This is a genomic window from Pseudomonas sp. MWU16-30323 (assembly GCF_020515595.1).
Taxonomy (GTDB): domain Bacteria; phylum Pseudomonadota; class Gammaproteobacteria; order Pseudomonadales; family Pseudomonadaceae; genus Aquipseudomonas; species Aquipseudomonas yamanorum.
In genome coordinates, this window is record NZ_JAIWYM010000007.1 from 57,894 (window position 1) to 75,603 (window position 17,710).

Annotated in this window: 18 protein-coding genes; 8 read left to right on the top strand and 10 right to left on the bottom strand. The window is 62.6% G+C overall.

Annotated elements, in window-relative coordinates; translation table 11 throughout:
* Positions 1 to 4 precede the first annotated feature (4 nt).
* Both LIY45_RS10980 and LIY45_RS10985 read left to right on the top strand, forming a co-directional pair.
* Entirely contained in the window at positions 5 to 811 is an 807-nt protein-coding gene (locus LIY45_RS10980; protein ID WP_017476970.1) for a gamma-carboxygeranoyl-CoA hydratase, read from the top strand.
* Positions 808 to 2,745, top strand: coding sequence for an acetyl/propionyl/methylcrotonyl-CoA carboxylase subunit alpha (locus LIY45_RS10985; protein WP_226476320.1), 1,938 nt, complete (start codon positions 808 to 810; stop codon positions 2,743 to 2,745). The genes LIY45_RS10980 and LIY45_RS10985 overlap by 4 nt, the downstream gene beginning before the upstream one ends.
* Here the strand turns inward: LIY45_RS10985 and LIY45_RS10990 are convergent.
* The gene (locus LIY45_RS10990) at positions 2,742 to 3,389 is read right to left on the bottom strand and encodes an XRE family transcriptional regulator (protein ID WP_226476321.1); all 648 of its coding nucleotides are present in this window, start codon (positions 3,387 to 3,389) and stop codon (positions 2,742 to 2,744) included. The two genes, LIY45_RS10985 and LIY45_RS10990, sit on opposite strands and share 4 nt — an antisense overlap.
* Before the next feature lie 130 nt (positions 3,390 to 3,519).
* Between LIY45_RS10990 and LIY45_RS10995 the strand changes: the two genes are divergently transcribed.
* Together LIY45_RS10995 and LIY45_RS11000 are read left to right on the top strand one after the other, a co-directional pair.
* Complete coding sequence (locus tag LIY45_RS10995; RefSeq protein ID WP_226476322.1) at positions 3,520 to 3,882, top strand: DUF3077 domain-containing protein; 363 nt, start codon at positions 3,520 to 3,522, stop codon at positions 3,880 to 3,882.
* Positions 3,883 to 4,348: 466 nt separating this feature from the next.
* Positions 4,349 to 5,500: a M14-type cytosolic carboxypeptidase gene (locus tag LIY45_RS11000; protein ID WP_226476323.1), complete on the top strand. Its 1,152-nt coding sequence runs from the start codon at positions 4,349 to 4,351 to the stop codon at positions 5,498 to 5,500.
* Positions 5,501 to 5,555: 55 nt separating this feature from the next.
* On the opposite strand, the gene LIY45_RS11005 is transcribed toward LIY45_RS11000, so the two are convergent.
* Entirely contained in the window at positions 5,556 to 6,095 is a 540-nt protein-coding gene (locus tag LIY45_RS11005) for a cytochrome b (protein WP_010166924.1), read from the bottom strand.
* Positions 6,092 to 7,174, bottom strand: coding sequence for a catalase family peroxidase (locus LIY45_RS11010; RefSeq protein WP_226476324.1), 1,083 nt, complete (start codon positions 7,172 to 7,174; stop codon positions 6,092 to 6,094). The genes LIY45_RS11005 and LIY45_RS11010 overlap by 4 nt, the downstream gene beginning before the upstream one ends.
* Before the next feature lie 171 nt (positions 7,175 to 7,345).
* Between LIY45_RS11010 and LIY45_RS11015 the strand changes: the two genes are divergently transcribed.
* Positions 7,346 to 7,852, top strand: coding sequence for a sigma-70 family RNA polymerase sigma factor (locus LIY45_RS11015; RefSeq protein ID WP_226476325.1), 507 nt, complete (start codon positions 7,346 to 7,348; stop codon positions 7,850 to 7,852).
* Positions 7,849 to 8,601: an anti-sigma factor gene (locus LIY45_RS11020; RefSeq protein WP_226476326.1), complete on the top strand. Its 753-nt coding sequence runs from the start codon at positions 7,849 to 7,851 to the stop codon at positions 8,599 to 8,601. The genes LIY45_RS11015 and LIY45_RS11020 overlap by 4 nt, the downstream gene beginning before the upstream one ends.
* On the opposite strand, the gene LIY45_RS11025 is transcribed toward LIY45_RS11020, so the two are convergent.
* The 7 genes from LIY45_RS11025 to LIY45_RS11055 are packed head-to-tail and all read right to left on the bottom strand — an operon-like array spanning position 8,598 to position 14,968.
* Positions 8,598 to 9,560, bottom strand: coding sequence for a spore coat U domain-containing protein (locus LIY45_RS11025; RefSeq protein WP_226476327.1), 963 nt, complete (start codon positions 9,558 to 9,560; stop codon positions 8,598 to 8,600). The two genes, LIY45_RS11020 and LIY45_RS11025, sit on opposite strands and share 4 nt — an antisense overlap.
* Positions 9,561 to 9,597: 37 nt before the next feature.
* On the bottom strand, positions 9,598 to 11,991 hold the full coding sequence (locus LIY45_RS11030; RefSeq protein ID WP_226476328.1) for a fimbria/pilus outer membrane usher protein: 2,394 nt from the start codon (positions 11,989 to 11,991) through the stop codon (positions 9,598 to 9,600).
* 41 nt (positions 11,992 to 12,032) lie between these two features.
* Complete coding sequence (locus LIY45_RS11035; protein ID WP_017476959.1) at positions 12,033 to 12,818, bottom strand: molecular chaperone; 786 nt, start codon at positions 12,816 to 12,818, stop codon at positions 12,033 to 12,035.
* Between the two features lie 26 nt (positions 12,819 to 12,844).
* Complete coding sequence (locus tag LIY45_RS11040) at positions 12,845 to 13,297, bottom strand: spore coat U domain-containing protein (RefSeq protein ID WP_226476329.1); 453 nt, start codon at positions 13,295 to 13,297, stop codon at positions 12,845 to 12,847.
* Between the two features lie 52 nt (positions 13,298 to 13,349).
* On the bottom strand, positions 13,350 to 13,886 hold the full coding sequence (locus tag LIY45_RS11045) for a spore coat protein U domain-containing protein (RefSeq protein ID WP_226476330.1): 537 nt from the start codon (positions 13,884 to 13,886) through the stop codon (positions 13,350 to 13,352).
* Positions 13,887 to 13,904: 18 nt separating this feature from the next.
* Entirely contained in the window at positions 13,905 to 14,447 is a 543-nt protein-coding gene (locus LIY45_RS11050) for a spore coat protein U domain-containing protein (RefSeq protein WP_017476956.1), read from the bottom strand.
* Positions 14,441 to 14,968, bottom strand: coding sequence for a spore coat U domain-containing protein (locus tag LIY45_RS11055; protein ID WP_226476331.1), 528 nt, complete (start codon positions 14,966 to 14,968; stop codon positions 14,441 to 14,443). Before LIY45_RS11055 ends, LIY45_RS11050 begins: the two co-directional genes overlap by 7 nt.
* 193 nt (positions 14,969 to 15,161) lie before the next feature.
* On the opposite strand from LIY45_RS11055, the gene zapE reads away from it, so the two are divergent.
* The gene (gene zapE / locus LIY45_RS11060) at positions 15,162 to 16,277 is read left to right on the top strand and encodes a cell division protein ZapE (protein WP_226476332.1); all 1,116 of its coding nucleotides are present in this window, start codon (positions 15,162 to 15,164) and stop codon (positions 16,275 to 16,277) included.
* Positions 16,278 to 16,287: 10 nt separating this feature from the next.
* A complete protein-coding gene (locus LIY45_RS11065) occupies positions 16,288 to 17,610 on the top strand; it encodes a leucine-rich repeat-containing protein kinase family protein (RefSeq protein ID WP_226476333.1) in 1,323 nt (440 codons plus the stop codon).
* The last annotated feature ends 100 nt before the right edge of the window (positions 17,611 to 17,710 follow it).

Consider the following 17,710-nt stretch of genomic DNA (forward strand, 5'->3'; position numbering starts at 1 on the left):
CCCCATGACCGATTTCAACACCCTCGAACTGATCACCGACCCCCGTGGTTTTGCCACCCTGTGGCTCAGTCGTGAAGCCAAGAACAACGCGTTCAACGCCGAAATGATCCGCGAATTGATCATTGCCCTGGACCAGGTGCAAGGCGACCCGGCCCTGCGTTTCCTGGTACTGCGTGGGCGCGGCAAACACTTCAGCGCCGGTGCCGACCTGGCCTGGATGCAGCAGTCGGCCGAGCTGGATTACCACACCAACCTGGACGATGCCCGTGAACTGGCGGAGCTGATGTACAACCTCGCCAAGCTGAAGATCCCGACGCTGGCAGTGGTTCAGGGCGCGGCCTACGGCGGTGCCCTCGGGTTGATCAGTTGCTGCGACATGGCAATTGGTGCCGATGATGCGCAGTTCTGCCTCTCGGAAGTACGCATTGGCCTGGCGCCGGCGGTGATCAGCCCGTTCGTGGTGCAGGCGATCGGTGAGCGGGCTGCCCGCCGCTATGCCCTCACGGCGGAGCGCTTTGGCGGTCAGCGGGCGCGGGAAATCGGGCTGCTGGCGGAAAGTTATCCCGCCGATGATTTGGACGTACACGTCGAATTGTGGATTACCAATCTGCTGCTCAACAGCCCGGCGGCCATGCGCGCCAGCAAGGACCTGCTACGGGAAGTCGGCCATGGCGCCCTGACGCCAGCGTTGCGTCGCTATTGCGAAAACTCCATCGCCCGGATCCGCGTCAGCGCCGAAGGCCAGGAAGGCCTGCGCGCCTTTCTGCAAAAACGCGCGCCCAACTGGCAGCCTCAGGAGCCGCGTTCATGAAGACGCTTACCACTGTATTGGTGGCCAATCGCGGTGAAATCGCTTGCCGTGTCATGCGCACCGCCAAGGCCATGGGCTTGACCACCGTGGCCGTGCACAGCGCCACGGACCGCGACGCGCGACATGCCCGCGAGGCGGATATTCGTGTGGACCTGGGCGGCAGCAAGGCCGCCGACAGTTACCTGCAAATCGACAAATTGATCGCCGCGGCCCAAGCCAGTGGCGCCCAGGCGATTCACCCAGGTTATGGGTTTCTTTCCGAGAATGCCGGTTTCGCCCGTGCTATCGAAGCGGCCGGGCTGATCTTCCTCGGCCCGCCCGCCTCGGCCATTGATGCCATGGGCAGCAAATCTGCGGCCAAGGCGTTGATGGAGACCGCCGGCGTGCCGCTGGTACCCGGTTACCACGGCGACGCCCAGGACCTGGAGACCTTTCGCCAGGCGGCCGAGCGTATCGGTTACCCGGTGCTGCTCAAGGCCACGGCAGGCGGTGGCGGCAAGGGTATGAAAGTGGTCGAGGACGTCAGCCAGTTGGCCGAAGCGTTGGCCTCCGCACAGCGTGAAGCGCTTTCCTCCTTTGGCAACGCGCAGATGCTGGTGGAGAAATACCTGCTCAAGCCACGCCATGTGGAAATCCAGGTGTTCGCCGACCAGCACGGTCATTGCCTGTACCTGAATGAGCGCGATTGCTCGATCCAGCGCCGCCATCAAAAAGTCGTCGAAGAAGCTCCCGCGCCTGGCCTGAGTGCCGAGCAACGCAAGGCTATGGGCGAAGCAGCGGTGCGTGCCGCACAGGCCATCGGTTACGTGGGCGCGGGCACCGTGGAGTTTCTGCTGGACGCACGGGGCGAGTTTTTCTTCATGGAAATGAATACCCGGCTGCAGGTGGAACACCCGGTGACCGAAGCCATCACCGGCCTGGACCTGGTGGCCTGGCAGATCCGCGTGGCCCAGGGCGAGCCGCTGCCAATGACCCAGGAGCAAGTGCCGCTGCTGGGGCATGCGATTGAAGTGCGCCTGTACGCCGAAGACCCGGCCAACGATTTCCTGCCGGCCACCGGGCACCTGGCGTTGTATCGCGAATCCACGCCAGGGCCGGGGCGCCGGGTGGACAGCGGCGTCGAACAAGGCGACAACGTCTCACCGTTCTACGACCCGATGCTGGGCAAGCTGATTGCCTGGGGCGAGGACCGCGAGCAGGCACGCCTGCGGCTGCTGGGCATGCTCGATGAGTTTGCCGTAGGCGGGCTGAAGACCAACCTGGGCTTCTTGCGACGCATCATCGGCCATCCGGCGTTTGCCGCTGCCGAGCTGGATACCGGGTTTATCCCGCGTTATCAGGATGAGCTGCTACCTGTGCCAGGGGAGTTGAGCGATGAGTTCTGGCAGGCCGCCGGCCAGGCGTTCATGCAGACCCAACCGAACAGTGATTCCAGTTCGCCTTGGGCAGACACGCGCGGCTTTCGCGCCGGTTTGCCGGCCGAGGTTTCCCTGCATTTGAGCTGCAACGGCCAGGATCGCCTGGTAACGCTGCAAGCCGGCGTCAACCCGCCACAGGTGCGTGGCGAACAATTGCTGATCGACCAGCAAGGCGTGCGCCGCTCCCATCTGGCGGTACGCGAGGGTGGCACTGTGTTTTTGCGCTGGGATGGCGAGGTGCACAGCATCAGCCTGTTCGACCCGATTGCCGCCGTCGACGCCAGCCAGTCCCATCAGGGCGGCCTGACCGCGCCGATGAACGGCAGCATCGTGCGGGTGCTGGTGGCGGTTGGGCAAACGGTTGAAGCCGGTATGCAGTTGGTGGTGCTGGAAGCCATGAAGATGGAACACAGCATCCGTGCGCCCCATGCCGGGGTGGTCAAGGCACTGTACTGCCAGGAAGGGGAAATGGTCGGTGAAGGCAGCGCATTGGTGGAGCTGGAAGCCGCGAGCTAAAACCTCGTGACCGCCTGCACCACCACGCCGATGATCCGGCATTCTTCGCTGAAGAGCATTTTCGGGTAGGTCGGGTTGAGCGGTACCAGGTAAAGCTGGCCGCTTTGCTTCACCAGCTTGCGCAAGGTCGCCTGGGGATTAAATGCCCATTGGGCCACCACCAGTTTGCCGGGCTCGGGCCTGATGCCCGGGTCCACCAGAACCATCATGCCCTCGGTGATGCTCAAGCCGCTGGGGGCGGCCATGGCATCGCCAATCACCCGCATCCAGAATGCCTTGCCACGGGCGTGGTAGTCGCTCACCTGGAAACGGCTAGCGCCGTATCGCCGAGGTTCTTCCTGCAATAGGTACCCTCCCTTCCCTTCGCTCACCGGGTAACGGTAATTCGGGTTGTAGTGCGGCGCCGGCTCCAGCTCCTGCGCCACTGGCGCAACCGCTTTTTCGCGGACCACCAGCGCCACCTCGAGGTCATCCAGGCCCAGCTCCTGCATCACCCGGTTCATGTCGGCCAGGCTCGGCACCCGACGCTTGTTCAGCCAATGGCCGACCCCGCCCTGGGACATGCCCAGGCGCGACGCCAGTTGATCCTGAGTGACCTTGCGGTCTTTCATGCTGGCCTTGACCAACGCTATCCACTTATCCATGGGGCCTGACAATACGTTGTGTACTCCCAACGACAATAAACAGTTTGTAGTAATCAATAAAACGCCATAAATACGATTAGTACTAATATCGGTTGCAGGCTTTCGACATCCACCCAGAGCACCGACCTTTATGACGACAACCCCGTATTCCCTGCCCGAAATCTGCGATGAAGACGAGCTGCTGTTCATGCGCAGCAGTGGCGCCGCCCAACGCGCGCTGGACTATTACCTGAAAGAGGAGGGTACGCCGCCTTCCGTTGACGACACCTTGTTCGAGGCCAAGCCCGGCATCAGCGACGAGGAAGCCCTGGTCCACGCTTCCGACCTGCTGCGCAGCGCGGCGGCCACCGCGTACGAATCGGCGAACAGCGCCCACGGCAATAGCCGGGACCTGGCATTTTCAGTGGTCTATTTGATTGATATGGCGAAGGTGATGGTGGAGCGGTCGCTGCGTCTTTCGGCAAGGGACACCGAACACCCGGCCAGGATGTAGCAGACACAAAGGAAAAATATTTCTATCAGGCGGATAAAAACATTTGACTTGCAAATGATAATGATTATTATTGGACCCAGCTGATCGCGAGATCAGTCGATAGACCAAGAGACCTTAGGTCGGACTCTTGGAATATCTCCTCATCAGGCTAATCACGGTTTTTGACCCGGCTCTTTGGCCGGGTCTTTTTTTTGCCAGTTTTTCCTGGCATGGCTTCAGGCTAATGAAGACTGTGTGTTACTTGATGGCGCGCATGGTAGCAAAAGACTATCGCCCAATGAAAGTCGATCGAGCGCTCTAGGCCGGTTCTTTCAAAAATAGCACTTGAGAATCAATCTCATAGATTCTAAGCTGCTGCGGCGTCAAGGAGGACGCCCCCACTTTCCCCTGCAAAAATTGCATCCAGGCTTTACCCCGCTCCGGTGTAAAATGCCCGCCACAACACTCATATTCAGGCAACCAGACTATGACCGTGGCCTTGACCTCTATCAAGATCAGCACCGACTTCGACAGCGGCAATATCCAGGTACTCGATGCCAGCGATGCCCACCAGTTGCTGCTGGCCATCAAACCCGATACGCGCAGCCAGCATTTCCAGTGGTTCCACTTCAAGGCCGAAGGCATGCATGTGGGGCACACCCACACGTTCCGCCTGAGCAACGCGGGCCATTCTTCCTACAAACACGCCTGGAGCGGCTACAACGCCGTGGCGTCCTACGACCATATCAACTGGTTCCGAGTGCCCACCCGCTTTGATGGCGAGACGCTGCACATCACCCTCGAAACCCGCGAAAAACAAGCCTGGTTCGCCTACTTCGAACCCTACAGCCGCGAACGCCACGACTGGCTGATCGACCAGGCGCTGAACCGCGCTGGCACGCAATTGCTGGCCACCGGCAAAAGTGTCGAAGGCCGGGATATCCAACTGCTGCGCCGTGGCAAGGGCGAGACCAACAAGCGCAAGGTCTGGATCATCGCCCAGCAGCATCCCGGCGAGCACATGGCCGAATGGTTTATGGAAGGCATCATCGAGCGCCTGCAGCAGGACGGTGACGCCGAGCTGAAAAAGCTCCTGGCCGCCGCCGACCTGTACCTGGTGCCGAACATGAACCCCGATGGTGCCTTCCATGGCCATCTGCGCACCAACGCCATGGGCCAGGACCTCAACCGCGCCTGGCAGAACGCTAGCCAGGAGATCAGCCCCGAAGTGCTGTTCGTCCAGCAGCAAATGGAAAAATACGGCGTTGACCTGTTCCTGGATATCCACGGCGACGAGGAAATCCCCTACGTGTTCACCGCCGGCTGTGAAGGCAACCCCGGCTACACGCCGCGCATCGAGCAGTTGGAGAAGCACTTCCGCAGCCACTTGAGCGGCCTCACCCGGGACTTCCAGACCGTGCACGGCTACACCCGCGACCTGCCGGGCGAAGCCAACATGACCTTGGCGTGCAACAGCGTCGGCGAGAAGTTCGATTGCCTGTCCCTGACCCTGGAAATGCCCTTCAAGGACAACGACGACGCGCCCAACCCGCACACTGGATGGTCGGGTAAACGCTCGATGCAGTTGGGCAAGGATGTGTTGAGCAGCGTGGCGGATATCGTCGGCGTACTGCGTTAGGCATCCACCCTCCCCGGCGACGGCTGCACCCCGGCAGCCGTCGCCGGGCAAGGTTTCAGTCCTTGGTCCCGGTCATGCTCTGCAGCACGCCGTCACGCCGGATCAAGCCGTGGAACAGCGCCGCCGCCAGGTGCAACAGCACCGTCAGAAACAGCAAATACGCCAGATAACCGTGAGCCTTGCGCAACACCGCAAACAACGGCGCATTCGCCCCCACCAGCGCCGGCAATTGCACCGAACTGCTGAGCATCACCGGATCACCGGCCGCCGAAATCATTGCCCAACCCAACAGCGGCAACACCAGCATCAATGCATACAGCACCACGTGGGAGGCCTTGGCCGCCAACGCTTGCCACAGGGGCAAGTCCGCCGGAAGCGGTGGCTGACGGGTTGAAAACCGTACCACCAAGCGCACGATCACCAGTGCCAGGATCGCAATCCCCAACGGCTTGTGCAGGTGGATCAGCCACTCATGGCGTTCCGATACCGAGGCCACCATGCCCGCGCCGATAAACAACATGGCGATGATCATCAATGCCATCAGCCAGTGCAGCAGGCGCGCCAGCGGGGCGAAAAACCGGGGTTGGGCATTCATGGCTTCGACTCCTGAGGGGCGCTGTGCAACTGGCTGACTTCGCTGGTGCGACGCAGGTAAGAACTGGCGTACGCCGCCGAACGGGCGGCCAGCAGTGGGTCATTCGAGGCTTCGATACCGCTCGGCAGGATCAGTGGATCAAAGTTGATGTCGCGGCAATCACCGTCCATTTGCGGCTGGCTGCTTTCCAGCACCAGGGTCCCGGCATTCAGCACCTTGTGCTCGCCGGCCCAGGTCTTGCTGGCGTCATCCACCGGGTCTCCCGGGTTGGCCAGGGTCAGGTTCAACTGCCAACGCAGCGGCCCGGCCACCAGGCGCTGGGTCAGGTCTTTTTCGAGGAAATCGCTGCCGGCGGGCGCCGTGGCCCCCGCAGTATCCTGGCTTTGGGGCACGACGCCCCAGCGCACGGCCTGGCGTTGGCCGCTGGCGTTTACCAGGTAAAACGCGTTGATGCCGTTATAGGTCTCGGTGGCGTAGCTGGCAGACGGCTTGGCAGTCTTGACCCAGGCCAGGAACGGCGCGGTCTCGGGGTGCGAAGCGAAGAACGCCGGCATAGCTGCCGGGTTCGGCTTGCCGGTGGCCGGGTCAGGTGCGCCGGCCTTTAGCATCTCAAAGAAGGCCTCGGGCGTGCCCACCGGGAACACCGGCATGCTGTTCATCCCGGTGCGCCATTGCTGGCCGTTGGCCAAGCTGAATTGCAAGGCAAAGCTGCGGATCGGCACGCTGCTGTCCGGCGCATACGGGTTGCCGCTGGGCAGCGCAAAACGCCCGATGACCGGGGTGCGCGCCTCGCTGAATACCTGGGCACTGGAGTACTGGCGCGCCTCGGCGCTGCTCTCGAAATAACCGGCCACGCACACGCCCTTGGCATGGTTGCGACGGTAGCCAGGGTGCAAACCGTTGTTGGTTTCCAGGGCGTTGACCAAGGTTTTGGGGCGCAACCGCTGTGGGTCGAGGCTACCGTTGACGTAGGCAAACGCCCCGGCCACAACCGCAACCACCACGCCGATGCTGGCCAACCGAATTATCAGGCTTGCGGTGCTCAGCGGCGGACGGGGCGGAGATGAGTGATCTACCATGAAATAACTCCAGGGCCAGGGGCCTTGAGTGGGTGAAACATAAGGTCGGAACACTTGGGACGAACGCCAGCGCACTCTATTCCCTGGCCTGCTGTTTATTTTTATTGGCCTGGAATAACCTTCAACGCCGGACGTCTTCCTAGTCCCAGCGTAGTGACTAGCCAGAACTCCATGCACGAACTCGACGAACAGTTACGTGAACTCATCCCCAGGTTGCGGCGTTTTGCCGTGTCCCTGACGCGTAACACCAGCAGCGCCGACGACCTGGTGCAGGCAAGCCTTGAGCGCGCGATCATCAGTTGGGCCGACAAACGCCTCGAAGGCGACTTGCGCGCCTGGCTGTTCTCGATCCTCTACCGGCAGTTCCTCGACGCCCATCGACGTTCCCGGCGGTACACGCGCATGTTGGAATTCTTCACCGGCCGCGATGACTCGCAGCCGTCGGTCGAGCGCACCGTCATCGCGCAATCGACCCTGCAAGCCTTCGACCGATTGAACACCGAACAGCGCGCCCTGCTGCTATGGGTCTCGGTGGAAGGCTTGAGCTACAAAGAAGTCGCCGACATCCTTGAGGTGCCCGTGGGCACCGTGATGTCTCGTCTGTCACGTGCGCGCCAGGCCCTGCGCCAGCTCAGCGACGGCGAAATCACCAGCCCTGCCCTGCGGATACTCAAATGATCAGCCTGCCTCCCAGCGAACGCGATTTGCATGCCTACGTCGATCACCAATTGCTGGACGCCGACCGCCGCCAGCTTGAAACCTGGCTGGCGGCCCACCCGGACGTCGCCGCCCAGGTGCACGCCTGGCAACAGGACGCGCAGCACCTGCGGGCGTCCTTGAGTGGCATGCTGCAACAGCCGGCCAACCCCGAACTGGACCCGGCCCTGATTCGCCAGCGGGTCAAACGCCAGTCACGCCGCCATCTCGCGACGGCCGCCATGCTGTTGATTGCCGTCAGTGTCGGCGGCCTCGGCGGCTGGCAGGCCCGCCAGGCAACCCTGGCCGACAACCTCTTGCCCATGACCGATGCGATGCAGGCCTACCGCCTGTTCGCCCAGGACGGCATCCTGCCCGCCGACTACCACGTGCAAAGCGGCGGCGACATGCAAGGCTGGCTCGACCGTTATTTCAACCAGGCCTACCGCCTGCCTGACCTGAGTCAGGCCGGGTTCAAGGCGGTCAGCGGGCGCCTGCTCAGCACCGAACAGGGTGCAGCGGCCATGGTGCTGTATGAAGACCAGCAAGGGCGGCGCATCAGCTTCTATATCCGTCCACCAGGTCCGGAAAACAAATTCCTGCCCCGTGGCAGCCGCAGTGCCGACGGGCTGCAGGCCGAATACTGGTCAGGCGCAGGCTACAACTATGCGATGGTCAGCCCGCAAGACCCGTCGACCACGCAGATGCTCAAGCAGACGATGCGGTTCTAGAAGGCCACATCCAGCACCACGTTATCGACGTAGGTGCCGGCCGGCGGTGTGGTCTGGTTGGTATAGATCGCGGCGTTGTAGTTGAACACCTGGCTACCGGTACCCAGACCATTTCCGGGATTCACCTCAGCCGTGGAACTGGCGCGCCGGGCGGTACTCACGCTGCCCCAACGGGTGGTGGTGGCGCTTTTGAAAATGTCGTAATTCAAGAAATTGCTGCCAGAAACCATCCGCCGCTGCCCACCCACACTCACCGGGTTCTGGCCATCGCTGATGCCCACGGTGTAGGCGCTGCCCTTGGTGCAGGCAATGGTGGCCTGCCCGCTCACGCTGGAAAAACCACTGACCACCGGCGCACTGCCGAAGGCGATGTTGGGCGCAGAGATTGTGCAGTCGTTGGCCACGGTCATGCTGACGGTCAGGGAAGCCGTGCCACTGCCGATATCCCGTACCACACAGAGGCTGCCAACCCCTAGGGCCGAGCAATAGTTCCAGCTCCAGGCGATGCTCAATGTCTCGGTATAAAGGCCGGCCGCCACATTGCTGCCGATGATCGAACTCAGATAAAGCGGCACGGTTTTCGTGCCCGGCCCGGATACCAGCCCCAGGCTTTGGGCGATGCCGGTGGCACCGAAATCGAATTGGGTACCGCGAGTGATCGGGTAGCTGGTGCTGTTATTGCCGTAGATCGTATAGCTGATGATATCCCCGGTGGGGCCGACCATGCCGCTGGTGGCCGACGTGATGGTTGCAAAGAAGTGATCATTGGCGGCCAGCAAAGAGATCAGCGTGGCCCCACAGCTCAAGCCGGCATTGGTAGTAGAACTGGTCTGGGGGGCGGTGCGCACCGTCATCGAACTGATCGAGCCAAAGCCGGCCGGCGAAGTGGTTCCCGGCACCGAACACGCGGCCATCACCTGTGTCGAAAAGCCCAGCCCCGCCAGCACCAGCAGCCCCACTATGCATTCCTTGCCCCGCACACCCACACTCCTTATCTCATTGGCACACCAGCGGCCCGATCAGCGGCACCTGTGCTGCGTTGATATCCAGGTCGAACGTTGCCTGGCAGGTACGGCCCTCACCCACGGTGACTTGCAAGGTGTTGTGGGCCGCCAGGTTCTCCAGGTACACCAGGCCATCCCAGCCCACCACCGCCCGCGCCCCGCTTTGCTCGTGGCGCACCTGGCTGCCCAGGGGCAGCTCCTGATGCTGGGTATCCACAAGAGTGATACTGGCCGCGATCACCCGGCGCACCGGGAATTCCAGCAAGTAGCCGCTGCCGCGACGCACCGCCACCCGCTGCTCGACATTCGGGGTCTGCACGGTGACCGGCAGGTTCAGCGGGTCGATTTCATACTTGCCGCGGTAATAAGCGCTGCTCCACGGCACCAGCAGATGCCCGTTGCGATCGGTTTCACCCACCAACTGGTTTTCATAAAGCACCGGCACCCCGGCATAACCGTCGGTGCTCACCACCACAAAGGCATCATTCACCCGGTTGGCCGTGAATACTTGCTTGTCCATCCACACCAGCGAGCCGCTGGCATCCGCCCAGCGGGTCTCGGCGTCGCTGCTGCCATAGACGCCCGCCTGCAATTGCACCGACTGCATGCGCCAGGTCAGGTCGGCCTGGCGATAAGCCGGCCCGTCGCCGCTGGCATACCCCAGGTTGTAACCCACGCCGCCCTCGGACGGCACCGCCCGGCTGTAGTTGACCCGCTGACGACTCTCGCCCGCCTGGCTGCGCTCGTTGCTCAGGGCCAGGCTGCCGTAGACGTCGAACGGAATCACCAACTGCGCCTGCATGGCCCAGTTGCTGTCACCGACCTCACGGTTGGCCGACAGGTAGAAACTGGTGTTGCGCCACAACGGCTTGCTCCACGTCAGGTTCAACAGCCGGGTGCGAGAGTCATCGGCCGCCTGCACATCAAAATAGCCGGCACCGATGCTGCCGAAGTCGTTGAGGTTCAGGCTCAGGGTCACCTGCTCGCTGCGTTTGCTGAGGCTCGCATAAGGCGTGTCGACCAGGGTCAGGTCGGCGTACTGGTCGCGGCGCTCTACCCGTTGGTAAGACAGGCTGTAGCGCTGGTTGCTGTATTGATAACCGACGCTCAGTTGCTGGCCGGTCTCGCCGTCAAACTGGCTTTGGCTGAGGGCCGTGTTGAGCACCCCGAAGTTGCCCAGCCGCACGTTGCCGCCGAGCCCGCCCAGGGTCAGGTCGCCTGCGGCTTCGGCATGGCTTTCCAGGGTGACGTAGTCCGATACCCCGTAACGAAACGTGCCGCTGGCCACTCCGGCGCCGTAGCCAAAATCCCGAAGGGTGTAGTCACGGCGTAAATGACCGGCCGCAACCGAAAAGTCCGATAGGCCTTTTTGCAATAACGTACTGGTGACGTAGAACGGCACCGTGGTTGAAACCTGCCGACCCAACGCATCGGTGGTGACTACCACGGCTTCGCCGGCACCGTTGATAAACGGCACGTTGGTCAGGGTATAAGGGCCCGGCTGCAGGTCGGCACTGCTGGACTTGTAGCCGTTGATAAACAGGTCCACCGACGACGGCACCGCCGCCTCCCCGGCAAACTGCGGCAAGGGGTAAGTCACCAGGTCCGGGCGTACGCCGAAGTCCCGCGACACCTGCACCCCGCCCAGGCGCACAGAGCTGCTCCACGGCAACGCGCCGCTGATCACGTCGCCCGCCTCGTAGGTCAGCAGGCGTTCATCGTCGGAAAAGCGCCAGGTGGTGTCATAGCGCCGGTAGCCATTGTCCAGGGTGCTGCCGCCGGTCTGGCCACCAAAGGTGGTGCGGTACTGGCCGGTATTGGACAACGTGCCCCACGTGTCGAACAGCCGCACTTCGTTGAAGATACCCAGGTAAGTCCCGGCATCGTCGGTGTCATTCAAGTAGGCATCGTAGTTGAGCAACGCACCAAAACTGGTGAGCGCCTGGGTGCGCGGGTAGTTATCGCGATTGCCGATGAACTGCGCCGGCAACCATGCCGGCGGTACCGTCAGCATCAGGCGCTGGCCCTGGCTGTCGTAATCGGTGTGCAGGCCGGGCAGGTGGTCCAGGGCGACCTCGCTGGTGATGTCAGCCGGCAGTTTCATGCCGATATCCCGCAAAGTGGCCGCCGGCACAAACAGGCCGCCGGCACGCTGATCCACGGCGACCACCCGGCCGGTGTCCATCTGGTTGACCACCAATTCAAGGAACAACTGTGCATCGGCCACAGCCTCCATGTTGCTGGGGGGCGGCGGCAACGGAGCGGCCACGCCAAGCGGCGCAAGCGCCAGGCCAGACAGGCCGCCCACCACCCACACCGATCGCCATCGACTACGAGCCCGCTCAAGGCTCACCAAGGCATTGTGTCCATCAATGGACATCTCCATCCGTTAAGACCCAGGGCTGCTCCATGCCCTATTCCATTGCGTTACCGTCCCGGTGCAAGGTTCTCCAGTTGCGTTGCGCCATTGACTCGCACCTGTAGCGGCTGATCGCCAGCTACCCCTTCCGGTACCGGCCAGCGCATGGTTGCGCCCGGCAGTACATAGCCGAGCAGGCCGTCCACCAGCGGCCGGGTCTGCCCGCCCTGCTTGAACGCGACATCCGTGAGCCGCGCGTGCACCGCGCCCTGGTTGCGCATCTCCACATAGGTGCGCCCGCCCACCGTGACTTTCTTCCAGCTCAGGTCAGGCTTGCCCGCGCCCTTGGGGTCGCGCTGGCGGGTCGCATCTTCCTTGCTCCACAGGCCCGCGCCATAAGCAAACAAGGGCACCGAATAACGCATTTGAAAGCGGATGGCAGCGGCCGTCTTGCCATCGGCGGCGGGAGTGTCAGGGGTAGCGGCAGGAATTTCATCGATGATGATTCGATACGCCAGCTCCTGGCCCGGCGGTACTTCTCGGGTGCGGGTCAGGCGCACCAGTTGCTTCTGCCCCGGTTCGATCTTCGCCACCGGCGGGCTGCCGATCACGTCGCGCTGGTTCTGGTACTGCTCGTCAAACCCACCCTGACTCCAGGCAAATACCCGAATCTGCAAATTGGCAGTCTCTGTACCACGGTTCTCCAACCACAAGGCGCTGGCCTGTTGATCGGCTTCCAGCACCGGGTCAATGGGCCAGATCAGCACAGAACTGGCGGCCTGGACCTGTCCGGCGCCCAACGCCGCCAAGCCCATAAAACCCGCAACCCAATACCACCGGGAAGCTGCAAACATAGAGTCCACTCCTCATGCCAATCGCCTTACCAGGACAGCTGCACCTGCAGCACGTCGCTGTACGTCCCCCCAGGCTGATTACCCGGTAACACCACCCGACCGTAAATCGGCAGAGTGATAGTGTTTGCGTTGCTGTAGGCCACGCTGACGCTTTGGCTGATCCCCAGGCTCTGGCTCAGCGCTGCGTCCTGAAACAGTTGATACGCCACTTGGGCACTACCGCTATTGAGCTGCATGTGCCGCCCACTGGCGTTGTGCAACCCGCCATCCACGGTCATGTTCAAGGTGACTCCCGGCGTGCATTGCAGTGTCACCCCGCCACTCAGCGCCACCGACACCGTACTGGTGGACAACGACGAATAGCTGCCGAACGCCAGGCTGCCGTAGTTCGTGCCGCCGCCCACCACCAGGCAGCCTGCGGCAATCGTCGCGCTGACCTGGATCGTCTGGTTGGTCACCGCCAGCAACGACGACGGCATCCCCCACCCCGTGATGACCGCCAGCGTCGCCCAGCAGGCCCGCTTCATCGCACTAGAACGTCAGTTGCACCGACACCGTGTCGGTGTAGGTACCCGCCGGCAGCCCTGCCTTGCCCACGGCCTGGCCGTAGATGTTCACGGTTTGTGCAACACCTGTGCTCGCGCCCACGTTGATGGTGCCGTTGATCGCCAGGAGCGTTGAATGCCCGGAGTCGGTGTAAAAGTCATACGGCACATAATTGGCCACGCCGTCGTACAGCGCCCGGGTGCCGCCGGTGGACTGGCCGTCATGGGAGCCCGCGCCCACGGTGATCACCGGCGAGGTGCCCGACGAACACTGGATCGACAGTGCGCCCCCGCCGCCGCCCAGCACTTGGCCGGACTGGGTGGTGAACTGGCTGTTGGTGGTGCCGAAATTGATCGTACCGAAGTTCAACCCGGTGGTACCGCCCACGCCGTTGACCAGGCAGCTGTTGGTCAGGATCAGCGTGGAGCTGATCTGCCCGGTGACGGTGGTGGCCGCTTGGGCGCCCGATACCCACACCAGCGCCATCAATGGAAAAACTACTTTCGATACACGTGCATGCATGATGTCCATCCTCGTGATTTACCAATCCAGAGTCACCGTCAGGGTGTCTGTGTAGATGCCGGCCGGTAGGGCCCTGGTATTCGCCACCACCGAGCCGAATACCGGGATCGGTACCTGTGCGCCCTTGGTCACGACGAAATTGCGTTGCTGGCCGATGCTGTAGGTGCTCCGGCCCGCCGGGTCGGCCGACAGCCGATACGGTATGGTTTGCCGGCCATTGCTCAAGCGCCGGGTGACGCCGTCGCCATGGGCGCCGCCGTCGATGGTCACGGTGAAACTGCTCACCACCGACGGGTTGCAGGACACCGCCAGTGCCGCCTTGTCGCCATCGCTGATGCCGGCCCCCAGGCCTTTGTCCCAGGTGGGTCCGTGGCTGCCGAAATCCAGCAAGGCCGAGCCACCATCCGGGCTCACCGGCGCGCTGTCGGTGCCCTTGCTCACCTGGCAACTGGCGGTGATCACCAGCCGTGCATGAATCTGCCCGGCCACCGCCGCCTGGGCGTCCTCGGCCAGCAGCAACAGGCCGCCCAGCGCGATGCAGGCCAGGGCGCGGCTTACCATGTCACCGTCACTTTGAGCAGGTCGGAATAACGCCCCACCGCCGGGATTTCCTTAAGCGGCTCGATGCGTGCGTAAAGTGGCAAGTCCACCGTGCCGGAATCCGGCACGCGGCCGCTCACCGGCACGTCCACGGCCAAGGGGATACGGCGCGCGGCGTCGGCATAAATTCGGTAGGGAATGGGTTTGATCGAAGGGGCGGCGGCGCCCAGGTAACGCACTTCGCCGACGCCGCCATGCAGGCCGCCGTCGACGCGCATCTGATACGGCGTGTCCGGGTTGCACTCCAGGCGTGGCTGGCGCTGGCTGATCAAGGCTGCACTCAACGGGCCAGCCGGGTCATCCAGGCGGGCGCCGCTGCCAAAATCCAGCACGCCGAGCTGCTCGATGCCGGCCTCACGTGTGGTGCCGACCAATTGGCAACCGCGCTGCACGTCGATGCGCACCTCAACCTGGAGCTGTGCACCATAAACCGTGTTGCAGAGCATCGCGCCCATGATTGCCAAGACTGCCTGTCCCTTCACTGCCCCAAATCCTTATACAGGGGTGACTGCTGTGTATGAGGTTAGTCACTTGAGGGGAATCCGCCAGTCAAGACGTTGTTTTGGATCCATTCAGCCATGCCGTTTCCAGATAGCTGGCGGTGTGCTTCTCTATTGGTCAAACCGCAACCGGCGCTCTAAAGTGAGCGACCACCGACATACAGAGTGACTGACATTGGCTGCTTTACCGCCCCTGCTCAAACGCTTGCTGGGTAACCCTGCGGCGACCGACACCGACCCCGGCATCGCGGCTTTTTTTCAAGGCAAGGCCCGGCAACAGGGCTATACCCTCAGCCCCAGCCAGTTGCAGGTCATCGAGACCATGGCCCGACAAACCGCCCACCTGCTGGCCGGGCGTCCCACCCGCAGCCTGTACCTGCACGGCGCCGTGGGCCGGGGCAAAAGCTGGTTGCTGGACGTTTTTTTCCAGGCACTGCCGATTGCCGAGAAACAGCGCGTGCACTTCCACGACTTTTTCGCCCGTCTGCACCAGGGGATGTTTACCCACCGCCAGCAGCGTGATGCCCTGGGCGTAACCCTGGACGAGCTGCTCGATAGCTGCCGCGTGCTGTGCTTCGACGAGTTTCACGTACACGATATCGGCGATGCGATGCTGATCAGCCGCCTGTTCAAGGCCCTGTTCCGGCGCGGGGTCTGGGTGCTGGTAACCTCCAATTACCCGCCTGCTGGGTTGCTGCCGAACCCCTTGTACCACCAGCGTTTCAAGCCGGTGATCGAGCTGATCAGCGCGCGCATGGACGTCATGGAAGTCAGCGCGCCCCAGGATTACCGCAGCCTGGCCCAGGCCCATAGCGATCAGCGTTTCAGCGCTGGGCAGTTCGTCTGGCCGGGCACTTGCGCGCAACGCGAGGCCTTGGGGTTGCCCTCAGCGGATCACGCCCCCATCAGCCTGACCGTCGGAGCCCGGCAGTTGACTGCCCGCTGGCATCAGGGTCGCAGCATCGCCTTCACCTTCAGCGACCTGTGCGAAAAACCGACCGCCGTCATGGACTATCTGCAATTGTGCCGCGACTACGACCGCTGGATCATCGACGGCCTGCCGCATCTGGCGGACTGCCCGATCGCCACCCAACAACGGTTCATCAACCTGGTGGACGTGCTCTACGACCAGGACAAACACCTGGTGCTGATCGGTGAGCAGCCGCTGGAACAATCCCTCAGCGGCCAGGCCATCGACTTGGCCCGCACCGCCAGCCGCCTCGGGCAGTTGCAGAAGATCGGTCCACAACCCGCTATCATGAGCGCCATTCACGCCCCTATTGCCGAGTGACGCGCTGTTCATGGATACCCTTGCCCAACTCAAGGCCGGCCAATTGGCCGGTATCAAACGCCTGGACCTGCGCTGCGGGCTGACGGAGTTCCCACGGGAAATCTTCGACCTGGCCGACTCCCTGGAAATCCTCAACCTCACCGGCAATGCCCTCAGCAGCCTGCCGGACGACCTGCACCGCCTGCCCCATTTGCGCGTGTTGTTCTGTTCGGAAAACGCTTTTACCGAACTGCCGGAATGCCTGGGCCAGTGTGCGCAGTTGAGTATGATCGGCTTCAAGTCGAACCAGATCAGCAGCGTCCCGGCCACATCGCTGCCGCCCCTGCTGCGCTGGCTGATCCTCACCGATAACCGTATCAGCCAGTTGCCGAGGGAGCTGGGGGAACGGCCCTTGCTGCAAAAGCTGATGCTGGCCGGCAATCACCTGGAGCAGTTGCCGCAAAGCCTGGCCCAGTGCAAAAACCTCGAACTGATCCGCATCGCCTCCAACCGCCTGAACCGTCTGCCGGACTGGCTGCTGACCTTGCCGAGCCTGACCTGGCTGGCCTACGCCGGCAACCCGGTAGAGATGGCCGTGGAAGAGGCCCGCCATGACGCGACGCCAAACATTCCCTGGCCCGAGCTGGAATTGGGCGACGTGCTGGGGGAAGGCGCTTCCGGGATCATCCGCAAAGCGTCCTGGACCCCGCCAAACGCGCCGGCCAAGGCGGTGGCGGTCAAACTCTATAAAGGCAGCATTACCAGCGACGGCTCGCCCCTGCACGAAATGCACGCCTGCATCGCCGCCGGGTTGCACGCCAACCTGATCAAGGTGGAAGGCCGGGTGGTCGAGCATCCCCAAGGCCAGGCGGCGCTGGTGATGCAACTGATCGAACCGAGCTACCGCAACCTCGCGGCCCTGCCGAGCCTGGCGTCGTGCACCCGGGATATCTACGAGCCCACCACCCGTTTCAGCGCGGACGTGGCACTGCGCATGGCCCGGGGCATCGCTTCGGTGGCGGCGCACCTGCACGAGCAAGGCATCACCCACGGCGATCTGTACGGCCATAACATTCTGTGGAATGAAGCCGGTGAATGTTTGCTGGGGGACTTTGGTGCCGCGTCGTTTCACGCCACGGTCGACAGCCAGGAAACCCGCGCGTTGCAGCGTATAGAAGTGCGCGCGTTCGGCGTGTTGCTGGGGGAACTGCTGGAAAGGATTGATACGGGGTTGAGCGAGGAAAAGCGCGTGGCGCTGGAAGCCTTGCGGGATAACTGCTGCCAGCCGGAGGTGCTGGCCCGGCCTGGGTTCGAGGCAATCACAACCCTGTTGCAGTCTTCCACACTCCGCTAAACCCAATGTGGGAACGGGCTTGCTCGCGAATGCGGTGTGTCAGTCAATACATACTTGGCTGGTACACCATATTCGCGAGCAAGCCCGCTCCCACATTTGG

Coding starts and splice junctions, on each gene's coding strand:
- LIY45_RS10980 (WP_017476970.1), top strand. CDS start 5: ATGACCGATTTCAACACCCTCGAACTGATCACCGACCCCCGTGGTTTT.
- LIY45_RS10985 (WP_226476320.1), top strand. CDS start 808: ATGAAGACGCTTACCACTGTATTGGTGGCCAATCGCGGTGAAATCGCT.
- LIY45_RS10990 (WP_226476321.1), bottom strand. CDS start 3,389: ATGGATAAGTGGATAGCGTTGGTCAAGGCCAGCATGAAAGACCGCAAG.
- LIY45_RS10995 (WP_226476322.1), top strand. CDS start 3,520: ATGACGACAACCCCGTATTCCCTGCCCGAAATCTGCGATGAAGACGAG.
- LIY45_RS11000 (WP_226476323.1), top strand. CDS start 4,349: ATGACCGTGGCCTTGACCTCTATCAAGATCAGCACCGACTTCGACAGC.
- LIY45_RS11005 (WP_010166924.1), bottom strand. CDS start 6,095: ATGAATGCCCAACCCCGGTTTTTCGCCCCGCTGGCGCGCCTGCTGCAC.
- LIY45_RS11010 (WP_226476324.1), bottom strand. CDS start 7,174: ATGGTAGATCACTCATCTCCGCCCCGTCCGCCGCTGAGCACCGCAAGC.
- LIY45_RS11015 (WP_226476325.1), top strand. CDS start 7,346: ATGCACGAACTCGACGAACAGTTACGTGAACTCATCCCCAGGTTGCGG.
- LIY45_RS11020 (WP_226476326.1), top strand. CDS start 7,849: ATGATCAGCCTGCCTCCCAGCGAACGCGATTTGCATGCCTACGTCGAT.
- LIY45_RS11030 (WP_226476328.1), bottom strand. CDS start 11,991: ATGGAGATGTCCATTGATGGACACAATGCCTTGGTGAGCCTTGAGCGG.
- LIY45_RS11035 (WP_017476959.1), bottom strand. CDS start 12,818: ATGTTTGCAGCTTCCCGGTGGTATTGGGTTGCGGGTTTTATGGGCTTG.
- LIY45_RS11040 (WP_226476329.1), bottom strand. CDS start 13,297: ATGCCGTCGTCGTTGCTGGCGGTGACCAACCAGACGATCCAGGTCAGC.
- LIY45_RS11045 (WP_226476330.1), bottom strand. CDS start 13,886: ATGCATGCACGTGTATCGAAAGTAGTTTTTCCATTGATGGCGCTGGTG.
- LIY45_RS11050 (WP_017476956.1), bottom strand. CDS start 14,447: ATGGTAAGCCGCGCCCTGGCCTGCATCGCGCTGGGCGGCCTGTTGCTG.
- LIY45_RS11065 (WP_226476333.1), top strand. CDS start 16,288: ATGGATACCCTTGCCCAACTCAAGGCCGGCCAATTGGCCGGTATCAAA.